The sequence below is a fragment of the Sphingomonas sp. HDW15A genome (genome assembly GCF_011301715.1).
Lineage (GTDB): Bacteria > Pseudomonadota > Alphaproteobacteria > Sphingomonadales > Sphingomonadaceae > Sphingomicrobium.
In genome coordinates this window covers 237,085-252,080 of the sequence record NZ_CP049870.1, presented here as the reverse complement: position 1 = coordinate 252,080, position 14,996 = coordinate 237,085, and the positions used below count along the sequence as shown (strand labels likewise).

Genomic DNA, 14,996 nt, shown 5'->3' with positions numbered 1-14,996 from the left:
AAATTGATCGAAGCTCGCGAGACTTCCGCCCTAACGTACTTCATCGGTCCGGGCGCAAAAGGAAATCAGGGGAAAATCGTGATTCGAATAATCCTTGGATCGCTAGCGATGGCAACCGCGTGTCCGGCACTTTCAGCGCCACTCGAGTTGCTGGACTCGGGCCATCCGGTGACCGAAGTTTCGCTCAACGATCAAAACGGCTTCCGGTTCGTCATCGATACCGCAGCAAGCGCGTCCGCAGTCACTCCCGATCTCGTGCGGAAGCGGCCCGCAATCTTCGGGAAGGGCAATGTTGCGCAATTGGCTGGTGCCGCGGGCCAGGTTGGCATCACGACGCTGCGTGTTTCGTCCCTGTCGGTCGATGGCAAGCAACATTCCAATCTCGTCGTCGCAGCGCTTCCTCCCAGCCCGGTCGACAAGCTAGGCGTCGACGGGATCCTGGGCGCTGACGTTCTGGCCGGGCACGTCGTCGATCTGGACCTGGCCAACGGAAAGTGGAGCCTGTCGGCGACTCTTGATCCTGCAGTCACCGGACAATTTCCAAGCCCCATACCTTTCACTTTTTCGCAAGGGCGGGCTCCAGTCGTTCCAGTAACTCTCAACGGCAAGGAATTGCGCGCAATCCTCGACACCGGCGCGAAGGGCACGATCATGAACTGGGCGGCGGCAAGACTCCTCGGTCTCGATAAGAAGGATGTTTTGAAAGACGGCGCGCCGGTCGGCGGAGCGACGGGTTCGGCAGCGGACGTTCGCTCTACAACGGTCCCGGAGCTGACTTTGGGCAGCGTTACACGGACCTCGATGAAGGTCCGGATCGCCGATCTTCCCGTCTTTCAGGCGTCGGGCTTCAAGCCCGATGAGCCGGTGGTGCTGTTGGGAATCGACGCTTTCGCTAATGGACGCCTGATTGTCGACTATCCGGGCATGCGCCTGTTCCATCAGGCCGGCCGGAGTTGATCCCTTATTCCTGTGGCTTCTTGCCGTTGAGAACAGTGGCGGAGAGGGTGGGATTCGAACCCACGGTACCGTTGCCGGCACGCCGCATTTCGAGTGCGGTGCTTTCGACCACTCAGCCACCTCTCCGCAGAGGTCCGTTTGAGACGGAATCGCTCGCCCGGCGCTTGTCCGGGGTCGTTGCCCGCGCGCCTCTAGCAGCGGCATCCGGCCTTGCCTAGCCCGCCGCGATGGCCATATTGGAAGGCATGATTATTGAGCGTCACAACGAGAATCACGATTACCCCGCCGCCCGATTCGGCATCGGCGACGTGGTCCGCCATCGTCTGCTCGATTTTCGCGGCGTGATCTTCGACGTCGATCCGGAATTCGCCAATACCGACGACTGGTACGAGGCGATCCCCGAGGAGATCCGGCCATCGAAGGACCAGCCGTTCTACCACCTGCTCGCCGAGAATTCGGATTCGAGTTACATCGCCTACGTCAGCCAGCAGAACCTGGTGGCGGACGAAGAGAATGGCGAAGTCGATCACCCGGCAATCGACGGCCTGTTCGAAGGCTTTTCCAAGGGCCGCTACAAGCTCAAGCCCCACCACCGCCATTAGGCCCCCAGGCGGTTGACTTCGCCGCGCCCGCCGCTTAGGCGGCACGCTTTCCGCGCGGGCTTATGTCCGGGCGGCTAGTTTCATATCGAAGAGAAGAGGCCAATGTTCGCAATCGTGCGCACGGGCGGCAAGCAATATCGCGTTGCCCCGGGAGACAAGATCGTCGTCGAGAAGCTGGCCGGCGAGGCTGGCGACAACATCGACCTCACCGACGTGCTGCTCGCCGGCGACGGCGGTGACCTCAAGTCGACCGGCGGCCTTACCGTCGCGGCGAAGATCGTGGCCCAGGCCAAGGGTGAAAAGGTGACGGTGTTCAAGAAGCGCCGCCGCCACAATTATCGCCGCAAGAAGGGCCATCGCCAGCAGCACACGATTCTCGAAATCGTGTCGATCGGCGGCAAGAGCGCCGCCAAGAAGGCGGAGGCTAAGCCGGCCGCAGAGAAGAAGGCCGAGGCTGCGCCCGCGAAGGTGGAGAAGGCTGCAAAGCCCGCCGCCAAGAAGGAAGCCGCCCCCAAGGCGTCGACAAAGGATGCTGCACCTGCTAAGGCTGCGGACAAGAAGGCGGCTCCCAAGGCCACCCCGAAAAAGAAGTAAGAGCTAGAAGATGGCACATAAGAAAGCTGGCGGCTCGTCGCGTAACGGCCGCGATTCAGAATCGAAGCGCCTTGGCGTGAAGAAGTTCGGCGGCGAGAGCGTCACTGCCGGAAACATCATCGTGCGCCAGCGCGGCACGAAGTGGTACCCGGGCGACAACGTCGGCCTGGGCAAGGACCATACGCTTTTTGCTCTTTGTGATGGCCGCGTCGCGTTTCGCGACGGCAAGCTTGGCCGCAAGTACGTCCACATTGAGATGATGGCGGCACAAGCAGCAAAATAGGGACCGGTCGATAAAGGGCCGCTCCCGAGGAGGGGCAGCCCAGGACAACCGGACAACCGGAATCCAAAAAGGGAGAAGAGGGCAGCCCCCTCTTCTCCCTTTTTTCTTCTCCCGAAACTGTCACGCAAAGCCGTTAGCGGCGCGCTGCGTGAGGAAAGGAGAAGGCCGGTGTTCGCACGTACCGAACGTTTGTTGCTTCGTCCGGGCTGGGCCGAAGATGCGCCCGCATTGGCAAGAGCCATTGCCGACGAGATGATCGTCCGCAATCTGGCGAACGCTCCGTGGCCTTATGGGCTTGCGGAGGCGGAAGCGTTTCTTGCAGCGCCGAAAGACCCCATTCTCCCGAATTTCCTGCTGTTCGCGCGAACCGACGGCGATCCCGTACTGGTCGGCTCCTGCGGCCTGATTCGAAAGGCGTCTGGCGCAATCGCCCTTGGGTACTGGATTGCGCGCGACCATTGGGGCCGCGGCTACGCGACCGAGGCGGGCCGGCAGCTCATCGAGATCGCGCGAACGATTGGAATCGAGCGGCTCGACGCCTCTTATTTCGTAGACAATCCGGCGTCCGGACGGGTGCTTGAAAAGCTCGGCTTCATGGCAACAGGCCTCCGCGGTCCGCAATTCAGTTGCGCGCGAGGTCACGAGGCAGAAGCCGTGTTGATGCGGCAGTGGCTCGTCGCCGATGCAGAAGGTGAAGGCGCGCTGGCGGCCTAGGCCGCCGCGCGGGCGCGTCTCACCTTCCTGGCCGGAGTCTGACCGTAATCGCCGCCGAGGTCGAAACCGGCGATGAGATGGCGGTCGTCGTGGTTCCAGGGGTGAAATCCGGGAAGGAAGAAGCTTGCCCAGGCCCCAAGAATCTTGCGGAACATCCCCGGCGAAAAGAAGCCGTAGCGTATGAGCCCCGCCCAAGCGCGAAAGCCGGTGATCCCGTCCTGCCTCAATAGCTCGGCGGCACCTCTCAAGCGATCCGGGAAGAAGTGGCTGGTGACCAGCAACATGACCTTCGCCTTGACGGACCAGCGCTTGAAGCGCGGCCAGTCCTTCGTCGCCGCCAACCACGTATCGTAGGCGACGCCTTTGTGCTCGATCTCCTCGGCGGCATGCCACCGCCACAGGTCGCCGCTCGCCTTGTCGGCGCCCGTTAGGTGTTTCGGGTTGGCGAGCAACTCGTGAGCAAGGATGGCCGTGAAATGCTCAAGCACCATCGTCGCCGCCAAAGCTGCGATCGGCGGCTTCGACCTGATCAGCGCGAGCCGCTTGTCGATTCGAGCATCAAGCTTGGTGAGGTCATAGCCTGCATCGATCGCCCGCTTATTGAAGGCGGCATGTTCCCGGCTGTGAATGACTTCCTGGGTGGTGAACGCCTTGATCTCCTCGCCGAGGCGGGCAGGAACATGGGTCATGTATCGGCGGACGCTCTCGATGAAAAAAGCCTCGCCCTTCGGGAATGTCGCGGAGAGCGCATTATAAAGGGCGCTCGCGTACGGATTGCCGCCATGCCACCAGCGCGCAGTGTTCTCGTCGCGGCCGAATCGAAAGTCGCGTGGGGTAATCGTCAAGTCGGCCGGGCTGCGGCCTGAATTCGCTACGCTTGCGGCAGACACCATGTTCCTCCACGTTGAGGCAGCAACGTGAGATTAGCTGACATAAATGTCAATAGTTCGTAAACGGTTGAGCCAGGAAGAGAGCCGGACTGCCGCAATCGCGGCTGCCCGCCAGTTGCTTCGCGACGAAGGCGCGGCAGCGGTGACACTCAAGGCCGTCGCCGGCCGGGTGGGCCGGACCCATGCGAATCTCCTTCACCATTTCGGTTCGGCTGCCGGGCTTCACCGCGCCCTGGCCGAAAGCATCGCGGCGACGGTCGCTCAATCGATCGGGGACGCGATCGGCAAGCGGCGCCGCGGCGAAGCGCAGGTGCGCGACGTCGTCGACGCCATGTTCGACGCCTTCCGGGCCGAGCAGGTCGGCGAATTGATCGGCTGGATCGCGCTCACCCGCCAGCGCGAGGCACTGACCCCCGTCACGGACACGGTTGCGGCGATTCTCGCCGACTTCCGCGCCGAGGGCGACATGCGGGCGATGGACCAGGTAATCCTTGGCCTCGTCCTGCTGGCCATCGGCGACAGCCTTGTCGGGCCCGAGATCGCCGCGGCCACCGGTGATGACCCGGCCGCCGTCCGCGACATTGCGGTTGCGCAGGTTCGCGCGCTGGTCGGCGCGGATTAGTCCTTCCGCTTGGCTGGAAGCGCGCGTCCGCCCTGGTGGATCAGCAGCTCGCTGGCCTTTCCGCCGTCCAGCTTGAACTCGACCTTGGCGTCGACTTCCTCGACCCGGAACATGGTGGGGCTCTCGGCGATCAGGTGCGTGATTGGTTGAGGCCCGAACTTGAGCGTCAGCTGGCCCTTCTCGTCGATTCCGACGACGATCGGCAGCGGTCCCTGATAATTCCCGGCCAACCGCTCAAGATCGGCTCGGGGTAGCGCGACCGCTGCCGGTTCCGGCGGAACGGGACCAGCATAGACTGCCGGCACCGCCGCTCGCTCGCCATCGGTGTGGAACTGCATGACCGGCATTCCATCCGCGCCCCGCTCGATCGCGAACCAGGTAAGGCTGTCAGGGTAGAAAAAGCGGTTCCCCACCGCCGGAAGCACCGGCAGCGCCGAATTGCCCTTCCGCTTGGTGAACAGCTTGCCGTTCTTCAGAAAGAAGGTCCGCTCGGCATCCGCAGTTCGGTAAACGCCGAGAAACGGTTCGACCGCCTGTGCGTTGAGTGGCGCTTCCTTCAGTTCTTCAAAGGGATCGCCAACCGCCAGAGCCGCCAGCTTTCGGCTGACGATTTCCGGATCCGAAGCCGACTGGTCGGAATTGGCGAATACCGCGACATAGATATCTTCGGCTGGGAGGTAGATCCCATCGGTCTGGAAGCCGTAAATGCCGCCATCATGGCCGACGAGGTTGCGGCCGCGCACCTTCCCTGGAGCGAGCCCGTACCCATAGGGGACAGTGCGATCACCGATCTTCGTCGGTGCGATCATCTGCGAATAGCTTGCCTTGCCGATCACCTTGCCCTGGTGGAGTGCTCGCGCCCAGGCAGAAAGGTCGGCGGTCGTGCCGACCAATGCTCCCGCCGCATGTGGAAAGCTCATGTCGATCGGGAGTGCGGGCACGACCTTGTCGCCCTGTCGGGTGTACGGTTTGGCGATTCCCTTCTCGCCATTCTCCAATCCGCCGTAACGGATCGATCTGAGACCGAGCGGGCGAATGATCTCCTCATTGAGCGCGGCGTACCAGGGCTTGCGGGTGACCTGTTCGATGATCGCGCCCAGCAGCACGTATCCCGAATTATTGTACGCCCAGTCCTTGCCTGCGGCGAACTCCGGCGGAGCGTGCCTGAATAGCGCAATCATGTCAGACGTGCTGTGCTTCTTGTCCGCGCGAGAGATCATCACCCCGGGAATGCCGGTGTAGCTGCGAATGCCGCTGGTGTGGTTGAGCAATTGCCGAACGGTCGCCGCAGCGCCCGGTTGCGGATAATCCGGAAGGAATTTGGAAAGTGGATCGTCGAGCGAGAGTCTGCCCTCTTCGGCGAGCTTCAGCACCATGGCTGCCGTGAACTGCTTGGTGATTGAGCCCAGCCTCATCGGCATCGCCGGGTCCAGTGGCTTGCCCGCTTCGACGTCGGCCAGGCCCCGGCCCGACGCGTAGGCAGCCCGTCCTTTCTCCGTCACGAGCACAATCGCGCCAGGACCGTCCGCAGGGAAAGATTCAGCCAGCAAGGCATCCGCCTTCGCCTTGAAATCGGCCGGAAGTGCGGCCGCCGGGCCTGCCAGCACGAGCGCCGCGGAAGCGGCCCATGATAGTTTCGAACGCATCAGTCTAACCCCATTCTTGCCCTTGCGCGCCGTGTTATTTATATAACACACCGCCGTCAAGCCCAGGTTCCCATCCCCGAAAGGCTCGCCTAAAGGCAGCCGATGCATTTTCTCGACCAGGCCAAGATTTTCATCCGCTCCGGCGCCGGGGGCCCGGGGGCGGTCAGCTTCCGGCGCGAGAAGTTTGTCGAGTTTGGCGGGCCGGATGGCGGTAACGGCGGCAAGGGCGGCGATATCGTCTTCGAGGCGGTGCCTGGCCTCAACACGCTGATCGACTTTCGTTACACCCAGCATTTCCGCGCCCCGCGCGGCAAGGGCGGCGCCGGCCGCAACATGACCGGCGCGGGGGGCGAAGACCTGGTCGTCAAGGTACCGGTTGGGACGCAAATTCTCGCCGATGACGAGGAGCGCACCTTGCTTGCCGATCTAACGAAGGTCGGACAGCGCCTGACCTTCCTGAAGGGCGGCGATGGCGGCCGCGGCAACGCGAGTTACAAGACTTCGACCAATCGCGCGCCGCGCCAGCACCAGGTCGGTTGGCCAGGAGAGGAAATGTACGTCTGGCTGCGCCTGAAATTGCTTGCCGACGTCGGTCTGGTGGGCCTTCCGAACGCAGGAAAGTCCACTTTCATCAATGCCGTCACAAACACCAACGCCAAGGTCGGCGCCTACGCTTTCACCACCACGCGACCACAGCTCGGTGTCGTCAGCCACAAGGGACGCGAATTCGTCGTCGCCGACATTCCAGGCCTGATCGAGGGCGCGGCGGAAGGTGCGGGGATCGGCGATCGCTTCCTCGGTCATATCGAGCGCTGCCGGGTGCTGCTGCACCTTGTCGATGCGAACGATGTGGACGTGGCCACCAGCTACAATGTCGTTCGCGGCGAGCTGGAAGCATATGGCGCGGGTCTCGAGGACAAGCCCGTCGTCCTTGCGCTCAATAAGATGGACACGATCGATGCGGAACTGGTCGAGGCCCTGTCCGCCGAACTGCGCGAGGCCAGCGGCATGCCGGTCTACCCGATCAGCGCCGCCGGCGGAATCGGTCTGGAACCGTTGCTCGATGCCCTGCTCGAGCACGTCGAGGGCCCGGTCGAAGACAAGCCTGCCGAGGCCGAGGAGGCCAAGCCCTGGTCGCCGCTCTAAAGCTGGCAATTACCGGAGCAACCGGCTTCGTCGGTACGCGCCTGATCGATCAGGTTGTGGCATCGGGCCACTCCGCGCACGCGCTCACTCGTCGCGAGCAGGCTTGCCGCGAAGACGTGACGTGGATCTCCGGCTCGCTTGAGGATTCCGGGAGTCTTGACCGACTCTGCGCCGGTGCCGACGCCATCGTCCACGTTGCAGGGGTGATCAATGCGCCCGACATGGCCGGATTCGAGGCAGGCAATGTCGGCGGCACCGCCAATGTCGTCGAAGCAGCGAAAAGAAACGCCGTCCGTCGCTTCGTGCATGTGTCGTCACTCGCTGCTCGCGAGCCCAGACTCTCGCAGTACGGCGCCAGCAAGGCACGGTCGGAGCATCTGGTCCGTGCATCCGGCCTGGATTGGGTGATCGTCAGGCCCCCTGCCGTCTATGGGCCCGGCGACCGCGAAACCCTTGAGCTTTTCCGCATGGCAAAGCGCGGCCTGATGCTAATGCCGCCTGAGGGGAAGCTCTCTCTGATCCACGTCGATGACCTCGCCCGACTGCTGGTCGCGCTCGCCGATCCGGCGGCTCCGGCACAGATGCTAATCGAGCCAGACGATGCCCATCCCGGCGGCTATACGCACCGCCAGTTCGCGTCGCTGCTCGCTTCAGCCTTTGGAACGAACGCTAAAATCTTTTCCGCCCCGTCGGCGGTTGTCAGGGCTGCCGCCCGCCTCGATCGACTCGTTCGCGGCAGAAATGCCAAGCTGACGCCCGATCGCGCGAGCTATTTCTGTCACCCCGACTGGGTTGTCAGCCCCGAGCTGGCCGCCCCGAAATCGGTCTGGTCGCCGCGGATCGCCACGCGGGTTGGCATCCGCGACACGGCCCGCTGGTATGAAGCGATAGGCTGGCTTTAGTTCAGGAAGACGAGCTGGACAATCAGCGCAACGGCGGTGACGACCATTCCGTACAGGAAGAATGTGAAGCTCCAGTAGAGCCATCGATATTTGTTGTCGCGAAGGACGTGGCCATGGTCCCACAGATCTCGCGCCAGCCGGCGATAGGTTTCTTCTTCGGAAGACAATACCCGCATCACTTCGTCGACATATTCCTCGCGCGGGCAGTCGATATAGCTTCCGAAGAACAGGATATTGACCTTCTTACCCGGTATCGGGACCCTGGCCTTGACCATCCGGTTGGGCCTGACGGTGAGGACTCCGAAGATCGTCGCAATGAATGAGAAGAGCGTCAGCACCAGCATCGGGAAATTGATCTTGCCCTCGGCAATGCTGCCGATGGAGAGCGAGAAGACAACGAAACTTGCACCGAGCAGGATCGAAGCCTTGGAGTCGGCCATTTCCGACAGGGTCATGTTCGTTTGGTTGGCCGCCATCAGGAGGTTGTGGACCTCCTTGGGGAATTCGTAATCCGGATGGCCAATTCCAAGCAAACGGCGCTCGTCAGGCGTTAGCGGAACCTTTGACGGCTCGATAGCGGACTTGCCTTCACTCATCCTGGCGACCTCACTGGATACCGCTGACCGCGAACGCGAGTACGCTCGCGATCAGGCCGACGATGAAGATCGAATAGGCAATGCGAAGCAAGCGATATTTCTTGTGCGCGAGCACCTGCCCATTCTGGTAGACGTCGCGGGCGACCATCTCGAGGAAGCGGGGTTGGTCGGCCAGCCTGTCGAGCATCTCGTCGACATATTCCCTCTCGCTCATGTCGGCGAAACCGCCGAAGAACATCAGATTGCGCTCCCCATGCTGGGCCGGGCCGCTGTGGATTGCCGGCATCACGGCGATTGCCGCGATGAGTGCGGACAGGAAAGCCGTAATCCCCAGCAGAAGCATCGCCGGTGGCAGCTCACCGCCGCGCTGCGTCGCTTGGCTGACGCTGATCGTGAGCACGACGAACGACGCGCCGAGCAGCAGGCTGGCCTTGCGGTCAGCCATCGCCGAAAGATGGTAATGCGCCTGGCTCGCGGTGCGGATCGCTTGGATCGCATCGCCCCCAAACTTCCGCTTTTCCAGCGTCTCCATGGCTTTCCCCCTCGCCTCTTTACCGCCCCAATCGATTGCGAAACGGCCAGTCCATCTCTAGGACACCCGCTCATGACCGACCGTGACGACAACGCGCGCAAAATCATTGCGCTTATTGAACCATATAACAAAAAGGGCATCGCCGTCACTGAGGCCACGCGCTTCGCACAGGACCTGGAGTGGGACAGCCTCACCGTCCTGGATTTCGTTGCCAACATCGAAGACGAGTTCGACATCCTCATCACCATGAACCAGCAGGCCGAGATCGAGACGGTCGGCCAGCTCATCGATGCGGTCGGCGAACTCAGCGAGGGCAAGTGAGCGACCTCTTCTCGAAATTCGACCCACTAATTGAAACCCGCGAGCAGCTGCTCGCAACGGGACTTACCGACCCCTTCGGACTCGTTATGGAAGAGGTCGTCTCGCCGACCGTCGCGATCTGCAACGGCAAGCGCACGATCCTGCTCGGCACCTACAATTACATGGGCATGACGTTCGATCCCGAAGTCATAGCTGCTGGCAAGCAGGCACTCGACGAGTATGGGTCGGGAACGACCGGAAGCCGGGTCCTCAACGGCACTTATGCCGGGCACAAGGCTTGCGAGGAAGCGCTCAAGGATTTCTACGCCATGGATCATGCCATGGTGTTCTCCACCGGCTACCAGGCCAATCTCGGGATCATTTCGACCATCGCGGGCAAGGAGGACTACATCGTCCTCGACATCGACAGCCATGCGTCGATCTACGACGGCTGCGCGATGGGCAACGCCCAGGTCGTCCCGTTTCGCCATAACGACCTCGACGCGATGGAAAAGCGGCTGGCGCGAATCCCTGAGGACGCCGGCAAGCTGGTTGTCCTGGAAGGCGTTTATTCGATGCTCGGCGACATCGCGCCGCTCGACAAGATGGTCCCAATTGCGAAAAAATATGGCGCCATGGTGCTGGTCGACGAAGCCCACTCGATGGGTTTCATCGGCGAACATGGCCGCGGCGTCGCCGAGGCCCAGGGCGTTCTTGACCAGGTCGACTTCGTGATCGGCACCTTTTCAAAGTCGGTCGGCACTGTCGGTGGTTTCTGCGTATCCAACCACCCCAAGTTCGAGATCATGCGGCTGGTCTGCCGCCCCTATGTCTTCACCGCCTCGCTGCCACCGAGCGTCGTGGCAACCGCAGCGACATCGATCCGCAAGCTGATGGGCGCCAAGGACAAGCGCGACCATCTGTGGGAAAATAGCAAGCGGCTTCACGGCGGGCTTCGCCAGCTCGGCTTCAAGCTTGGGACCGAGGAGCCGCAATCCGCCATCATCGCCGTCATCATGCCGGATCTCGAGCGGGGCGCGGCCATGTGGGAAGCCCTGCTTCATGAGGGACTTTACGTGAACCTCGCCCGCCCGCCAGCCACGCCCTCCGGAATGACGCTGTTGCGCTGCTCGCTCTGTGCCGAACATTCAACCGAACAGGTCGGCGAGATTCTCGGCATGTTCGAACGCGCCGGACGCGCGACCGGCTGCATATCCTGAGCATTACCGACTCTTTCGCGCCGCCTTGGTCGGGGCTAGAGTGACCCGATGAACGACAGCGGCGACGAAGCCCGGATCGACTGGCGTGGCGTGGGGCCGCCGGAGCCGCACTGATCGCCACGCTAGTCCTGCTTGGGATGGTTATCCTCGTCGCTCTATCCAACGACGCGCGCGAACGGGCATTGGCCGACGAGCGCCGCGCCTATGACGTCGCTCTGATTACCCGGAGCGTGGGATCCAGCATTTCCCGCGCGGAAGCCGCTCTTGGACGCTTCGTACTCGACGAAAAGGTCGAGACGAGCGGCAATATCTACTACAGCCAGTGGCGCCTCGCCGGCTACCAGATCAATCAGCTTCGCACATTGGTCCGGCAGTCGCCGCCACAGGTGGAGCGGGTCGATGCCCTCGCCGAACTCTATCGGCGCCGCAATGCGGAATTCTTCCCGGCCGCACGGGCCGCCTCGATGAGCCAAGGCGACATCGCTCCGCGCTATTTTTACGCGGCCGGGCAATCCGAGACGGGCCAAGAGCTCGACAAGAAACTAAACGAAATTGCGGACGCCGAGCGTCTTTCCCTCCGCCAACGGATCCAGCAGTCGCAATTCTTTTCTGCGGAAGCCGACCGGCTTACCGATTACCTTAGCTGGCTGGGAATCATCGTCGGCATTGGCGCGATTTATCTCGGCGTTATCGCCGTTCAGGCCTTCCGGCTCAACGCGGCCGCGCGAAAGGAAGCGGAATCAGAAGCTGAACGGGCCTTCAAGCTCGAGGAAGCGGTGCGCGAGCGAACCCAGGAATTGCTTGAAGCAAACGTTGCCCTTAAGGAAGAAGCGGCGGAGCGCGAAGCCGCCGAAGCCCAGTTGCGGCAGGTCCAGAAAATGGAAGCCGTTGGCCAGCTGACCGGCGGAATTGCGCACGATTTCAACAACATGCTTGCTGTCGTGGTCGGCGGCATCGACCTTGCCCGGCGCCGCCTGAGCGGACCGCGCAAGGAGGTCATGCACCACCTCACCAACGCGATGGAAGGCGCGACCCGAGCCGCAGCGCTGACCCGCCGGCTGTTGTCCTTCGCGCGGTCCGAGCCGCTCCTTCCGGAGCGCGTCGAAAGCGGCGAGCTTGTGGCCGGCATGTCGGACTTGCTCGACCGGACCCTGGGCGAGCGAATCCGGGTTGTCACCAAGCTCGACGAAAAGGCGTGGCCGGTTTTCGTCGATTCCCACCAATTGGAAAATGCGATCCTCAATCTGGCTGTGAATGCGCGCGACGCAATGGACGGAGAGGGCGTTCTCATCATCACGACGGAAAATGTGACGATGGCCGCCAACGCTGTCGGCGACATCCGCCCCGGCGATTATCTCAAGCTGTCGATCGCAGACACCGGCTGCGGGATGACTCCGGAAGTGATGGAACGGGCCTTCGAGCCGTTCTTCACGACCAAGCCGGTCGGAAAGGGAACCGGCCTAGGTCTGAGCCAGATTTTCGGCTTCGCCCATCAATCGGAGGGTGAAGTCGGGATCGAGAGCAGTGTCGGCAAGGGAACGACCGTGTCGCTCTACCTGCCGCGAACGGAAAGCCTGGCCCCCGCGCGCACGCAGAGCCAGATCGAATTCGGCGAGGCCGCCCTGCACGTTCCGGGCGCGCGAATCCTGCTTGTCGAGGACGACCCGCGCGTCCGCGCCGCGACGATCGGCGCGCTGGAGGATCTCGACTACCAGCCGACCGCTTGCGCAAGCGGCGCGGAGGCCCTGGAGGCCTTTTCGGCAACGGAATTCGACTTGGTGATCAGCGACGTCATCATGCCGGAAATGACAGGCCCGGAATTGATCAAGCGACTTCGTTCCGAGCGGCCGGACATAGGGGTACTGTTCGTGACTGGCTATGTCGGCGAAGGCGAAAGCGAAGACCTTGCGGGCCACGAGCTGCTGCGCAAGCCATTCACTGTCAATGCGCTGGCATCGGCCGTGGCCTCCGCTTTGTCCCGACGCGAACCGCCTATCGGATCGCCCCGGAAAGCAGCAGCCGGGGGAGCAGGCTGAGCGCTCCAAGCAGCGGGTGACGCTTCTGCCAGGGTTTGAGCGCGATCGAGGTCCCGGCGTGCCGATTGATCTTCCAGGCGATATATTCAGCGCCGCCGGCATAGGTCGCGCTGGCTTTCGCCAGTCGCAAAACGCTCAACGCTTTCCCCTGCGCACGGCGCAGCCTCCACTTACCGGCGTTAGCGGTGACAATCGGCGCGGCCGCTTCCCCGAAACGGCGATAGCGGTCAGGTTCGCTGTCGACCACTGACTGCGCCCTTCCCTTCCGCTCGGCGCGAAGTTCGGCGGAATAAGTCAGGCGGAACGCGCGGCGCCACCAGTCGAGAATGTCCTCACCCGCATTCCGGCCGGCCGACCCTAACAATGTCGGCGCGGCCCGCGCTACGGCCGCTATGGCTTTGCCGCGAGCGGCCTCGTCCTTCGTCCACACCAACCGCGAAGGCTGCGCGAAACGCGCCCAGACCGAAACGTTGAGGGTTTCAGGGCCGTTGAGGCGGTGAAAGTCCGTCTCGCTAAGCACGGCATATTTGGCTGCAAGGCCATCTTGCGCGAACGGGAAGACGTTGGGTGGAATCAGCGCATTCGCAGCAGCCTGCCAACGCTTGGGATAAGCCGAACGATAGTCCGAGACGATCAGGTAGAAATCGAGCATCGACCCGTCGATCGGCTGGTCGCGGAGACAGCTTCCGTAGAACAGGACCGCGCGGCTCGCTTCGCCATGTTCCGCGGCAATCGCCTCGGCCATGGCGGCGACACGCGGATCGACCGGCCGCGCAAGCTCTTCGGCAACCAGTTCGTCAAGAGACACGGATGGCCTCAGGCGGCGAGGCGAACGAACGACAGGGGCGTTGCGGGGCGGAGGAAGATCGGCCGGCCGCGTTCTGCGCGAAACGTCTCGCCGTCGAGGATGACGTCGCTGGAATCGCCCTCAATGCTGATTGCGTCGGCCTCTTCGACATGCACGCCGGTAAGCTTCGTCCGGCCCAATCGCCCGCCCAGGCTTGCGAAGAATGCCCCGAGAAGGGACCCGGCGCGCTGCTCGACGGCAACGAACTTGAGCGGTCCCCCGCCGGCGCTGCCGAGCTCGCCGGAAAGCAAAAGCTTTTCCAGCGTCGTGACGGCGAGAAGCGCGAACTTGCCCGTGATCGCACCACCCTTGTGCACGGACACTCTGAGCGGTCGCGGTTCGGGAGGGAGGAACTTCGCCTTGAGTCCGATCACTTGGCGAAGGACGACGGCGAAGGCCGTGATGACATGGCTGATGCCGTTGGGAAGGCCGAGCGGATAGATACGGTTGCGGCAGTAAAGCATGATATCGGCAAGGCCCGCACCGCCGAGGAACATGCCGATGACGGGCTTGTCGCCGTTCTCCTCGAAGCTCAGCGCGATGAGCTCGCGATCAACGAGGCTGGAGCTGAAGTCGGAACGCGCGAGATCGATAAGCTTTTCGAGGCTGCGCACCGGATCGCCCTGAATCCCGAGGTCCATCGCAATGAGGTTGGTCTTGCCGCTCGGAAGTACCGCCACCGGCGGCGCGGCGCCCTGGAAATGCCCGCCGTTATGAAGTTCTGTGAGCGCCGCCTGGACGGTTCCGTCACCGCCATTGATGACCAGCAGCTTGGGCTGAACCCGAGCGATGGTGCGCATGGCGTCGCCGATCTGGTGAGCATGTTCAACTTCATAGTGAAAGACGTCGGGGTGCTCCGCGCAGAAGGCGCGGATTCGCGGTAGTTGCGCGATATTCCCGGTCGAGCGCGGGTTGGATAGCAGGGCGATGCGCGGACGAGTGTTCATCGCCGTCCGCCGCCGGGCGCGGTCGCCAGTCGAATGATGAAGAAACGAATAGGCATGATTTTGCGGGCCGGTCGTCTATATGGGCAGCTTAGCTGTGGACGGATGTCATCCGCCCGCTTTGCGGCCAAATCATGGTGGTGGAACGACGATTTTGCGTAGTGC

General features: G+C 62.6%; 17 protein-coding genes and 1 tRNA gene. 11 read left to right on the top strand and 7 right to left on the bottom strand.

Translation table 11 applies throughout. The annotated features are described in order from the left end of the window. Window positions 1–78: 78 nt before the first annotated feature. Entirely contained in the window at window positions 79–957 is an 879-nt protein-coding gene (locus G7076_RS01375; protein ID WP_166199760.1) for a retropepsin-like aspartic protease, read from the top strand. Between the two features lie 36 nt (window positions 958–993). On the opposite strand, the gene G7076_RS01370 is transcribed toward G7076_RS01375, so the two are convergent. Further along, a tRNA-Ser gene (locus tag G7076_RS01370) sits at window positions 994–1,083 on the bottom strand. Between the two features lie 101 nt (window positions 1,084–1,184). Between G7076_RS01370 and hspQ the strand changes: the two genes are divergently transcribed. The 4 genes from hspQ to G7076_RS01350 all read left to right on the top strand — a co-directional run bounded on the left by hspQ (window position 1,185) and on the right by G7076_RS01350 (window position 3,150). Then, entirely contained in the window at window positions 1,185–1,559 is a 375-nt protein-coding gene (gene hspQ, locus G7076_RS01365; RefSeq protein WP_166199758.1) for a heat shock protein HspQ, read from the top strand. A 102-nt stretch (window positions 1,560–1,661) separates the two neighbouring features. Next, entirely contained in the window at window positions 1,662–2,153 is a 492-nt protein-coding gene (rplU, locus tag G7076_RS01360; RefSeq protein WP_166199756.1) for a 50S ribosomal protein L21, read from the top strand. A gap of 10 nt (window positions 2,154–2,163) precedes the next feature. Further along, entirely contained in the window at window positions 2,164–2,436 is a 273-nt protein-coding gene (rpmA, locus tag G7076_RS01355) for a 50S ribosomal protein L27 (RefSeq protein ID WP_166199754.1), read from the top strand. A 168-nt stretch (window positions 2,437–2,604) separates the two neighbouring features. Beyond that, the gene (locus tag G7076_RS01350) at window positions 2,605–3,150 is read left to right on the top strand and encodes a GNAT family N-acetyltransferase (RefSeq protein WP_166199752.1); all 546 of its coding nucleotides are present in this window, start codon (window positions 2,605–2,607) and stop codon (window positions 3,148–3,150) included. On the opposite strand, the gene G7076_RS01345 is transcribed toward G7076_RS01350, so the two are convergent. Continuing rightward, entirely contained in the window at window positions 3,147–4,043 is an 897-nt protein-coding gene (locus G7076_RS01345) for a metal-dependent hydrolase (protein WP_166199750.1), read from the bottom strand. The two genes, G7076_RS01350 and G7076_RS01345, sit on opposite strands and share 4 nt — an antisense overlap. Before the next feature lie 43 nt (window positions 4,044–4,086). On the opposite strand from G7076_RS01345, the gene G7076_RS01340 reads away from it, so the two are divergent. After that, window positions 4,087–4,662 carry a TetR family transcriptional regulator gene (locus G7076_RS01340; RefSeq protein WP_166199748.1) on the top strand — a complete coding sequence of 192 codons (576 nt, stop codon included), beginning with the start codon at window positions 4,087–4,089 and terminating at the stop codon, window positions 4,660–4,662. Here the strand turns inward: G7076_RS01340 and G7076_RS01335 are convergent. Continuing rightward, window positions 4,659–6,308 carry a serine hydrolase gene (locus tag G7076_RS01335; protein WP_166199746.1) on the bottom strand — a complete coding sequence of 550 codons (1,650 nt, stop codon included), beginning with the start codon at window positions 6,306–6,308 and terminating at the stop codon, window positions 4,659–4,661. The genes G7076_RS01340 and G7076_RS01335 overlap by 4 nt on opposite strands. A gap of 102 nt (window positions 6,309–6,410) precedes the next feature. Between G7076_RS01335 and obgE the strand changes: the two genes are divergently transcribed. Both obgE and G7076_RS01325 read left to right on the top strand, forming a co-directional pair. Then, a complete protein-coding gene (obgE, locus tag G7076_RS01330; protein WP_166199744.1) occupies window positions 6,411–7,454 on the top strand; it encodes a GTPase ObgE in 1,044 nt (347 codons plus the stop codon). 8 nt (window positions 7,455–7,462) lie between these two features. Then, entirely contained in the window at window positions 7,463–8,356 is an 894-nt protein-coding gene (locus G7076_RS01325; protein ID WP_166203248.1) for an NAD-dependent epimerase/dehydratase family protein, read from the top strand. On the opposite strand, the gene G7076_RS01320 is transcribed toward G7076_RS01325, so the two are convergent. Both G7076_RS01320 and G7076_RS01315 read right to left on the bottom strand, forming a co-directional pair. Next, window positions 8,353–8,952, bottom strand: coding sequence for a Pycsar system effector family protein (locus G7076_RS01320; RefSeq protein ID WP_166199742.1), 600 nt, complete (start codon window positions 8,950–8,952; stop codon window positions 8,353–8,355). The two genes, G7076_RS01325 and G7076_RS01320, sit on opposite strands and share 4 nt — an antisense overlap. A gap of 10 nt (window positions 8,953–8,962) precedes the next feature. Further along, the gene (locus G7076_RS01315) at window positions 8,963–9,484 is read right to left on the bottom strand and encodes a Pycsar system effector family protein (RefSeq protein ID WP_166199740.1); all 522 of its coding nucleotides are present in this window, start codon (window positions 9,482–9,484) and stop codon (window positions 8,963–8,965) included. A 72-nt stretch (window positions 9,485–9,556) separates the two neighbouring features. On the opposite strand from G7076_RS01315, the gene G7076_RS01310 reads away from it, so the two are divergent. The 3 genes from G7076_RS01310 to G7076_RS01300 all read left to right on the top strand — a co-directional run bounded on the left by G7076_RS01310 (window position 9,557) and on the right by G7076_RS01300 (window position 13,040). Beyond that, a complete protein-coding gene (locus tag G7076_RS01310; protein ID WP_166199738.1) occupies window positions 9,557–9,805 on the top strand; it encodes an acyl carrier protein in 249 nt (82 codons plus the stop codon). Continuing rightward, entirely contained in the window at window positions 9,802–11,004 is a 1,203-nt protein-coding gene (locus G7076_RS01305; RefSeq protein ID WP_166199736.1) for an aminotransferase class I/II-fold pyridoxal phosphate-dependent enzyme, read from the top strand. Before G7076_RS01310 ends, G7076_RS01305 begins: the two co-directional genes overlap by 4 nt. Before the next feature lie 137 nt (window positions 11,005–11,141). Then, window positions 11,142–13,040 (top strand): response regulator, encoded by a 1,899-nt coding sequence (locus G7076_RS01300; RefSeq protein WP_166199734.1) that lies wholly within the window; start codon window positions 11,142–11,144, stop codon window positions 13,038–13,040. Here the strand turns inward: G7076_RS01300 and G7076_RS01295 are convergent. Together G7076_RS01295 and G7076_RS01290 are read right to left on the bottom strand one after the other, a co-directional pair. After that, a complete protein-coding gene (locus tag G7076_RS01295) occupies window positions 12,997–13,848 on the bottom strand; it encodes a hypothetical protein (RefSeq protein WP_166199733.1) in 852 nt (283 codons plus the stop codon). The genes G7076_RS01300 and G7076_RS01295 overlap by 44 nt on opposite strands. A gap of 8 nt (window positions 13,849–13,856) precedes the next feature. After that, window positions 13,857–14,834: an acylglycerol kinase family protein gene (locus G7076_RS01290; protein WP_166199731.1), complete on the bottom strand. Its 978-nt coding sequence runs from the start codon at window positions 14,832–14,834 to the stop codon at window positions 13,857–13,859. Between the last annotated feature and the right edge of the window lie 162 nt (window positions 14,835–14,996).

Coding starts and splice junctions, on each gene's coding strand:
- hspQ (WP_166199758.1), top strand. CDS start 1,185: ATGGCCATATTGGAAGGCATGATTATTGAGCGTCACAACGAGAATCAC.
- rplU (WP_166199756.1), top strand. CDS start 1,662: ATGTTCGCAATCGTGCGCACGGGCGGCAAGCAATATCGCGTTGCCCCG.
- rpmA (WP_166199754.1), top strand. CDS start 2,164: ATGGCACATAAGAAAGCTGGCGGCTCGTCGCGTAACGGCCGCGATTCA.
- G7076_RS01345 (WP_166199750.1), bottom strand. CDS start 4,043: ATGGTGTCTGCCGCAAGCGTAGCGAATTCAGGCCGCAGCCCGGCCGAC.
- G7076_RS01340 (WP_166199748.1), top strand. CDS start 4,087: ATGTCAATAGTTCGTAAACGGTTGAGCCAGGAAGAGAGCCGGACTGCC.
- G7076_RS01335 (WP_166199746.1), bottom strand. CDS start 6,308: ATGCGTTCGAAACTATCATGGGCCGCTTCCGCGGCGCTCGTGCTGGCA.
- obgE (WP_166199744.1), top strand. CDS start 6,411: ATGCATTTTCTCGACCAGGCCAAGATTTTCATCCGCTCCGGCGCCGGG.
- G7076_RS01320 (WP_166199742.1), bottom strand. CDS start 8,952: ATGAGTGAAGGCAAGTCCGCTATCGAGCCGTCAAAGGTTCCGCTAACG.
- G7076_RS01315 (WP_166199740.1), bottom strand. CDS start 9,484: ATGGAGACGCTGGAAAAGCGGAAGTTTGGGGGCGATGCGATCCAAGCG.
- G7076_RS01310 (WP_166199738.1), top strand. CDS start 9,557: ATGACCGACCGTGACGACAACGCGCGCAAAATCATTGCGCTTATTGAA.
- G7076_RS01300 (WP_166199734.1), top strand. CDS start 11,142: ATGGTTATCCTCGTCGCTCTATCCAACGACGCGCGCGAACGGGCATTG.
- G7076_RS01290 (WP_166199731.1), bottom strand. CDS start 14,834: ATGAACACTCGTCCGCGCATCGCCCTGCTATCCAACCCGCGCTCGACC.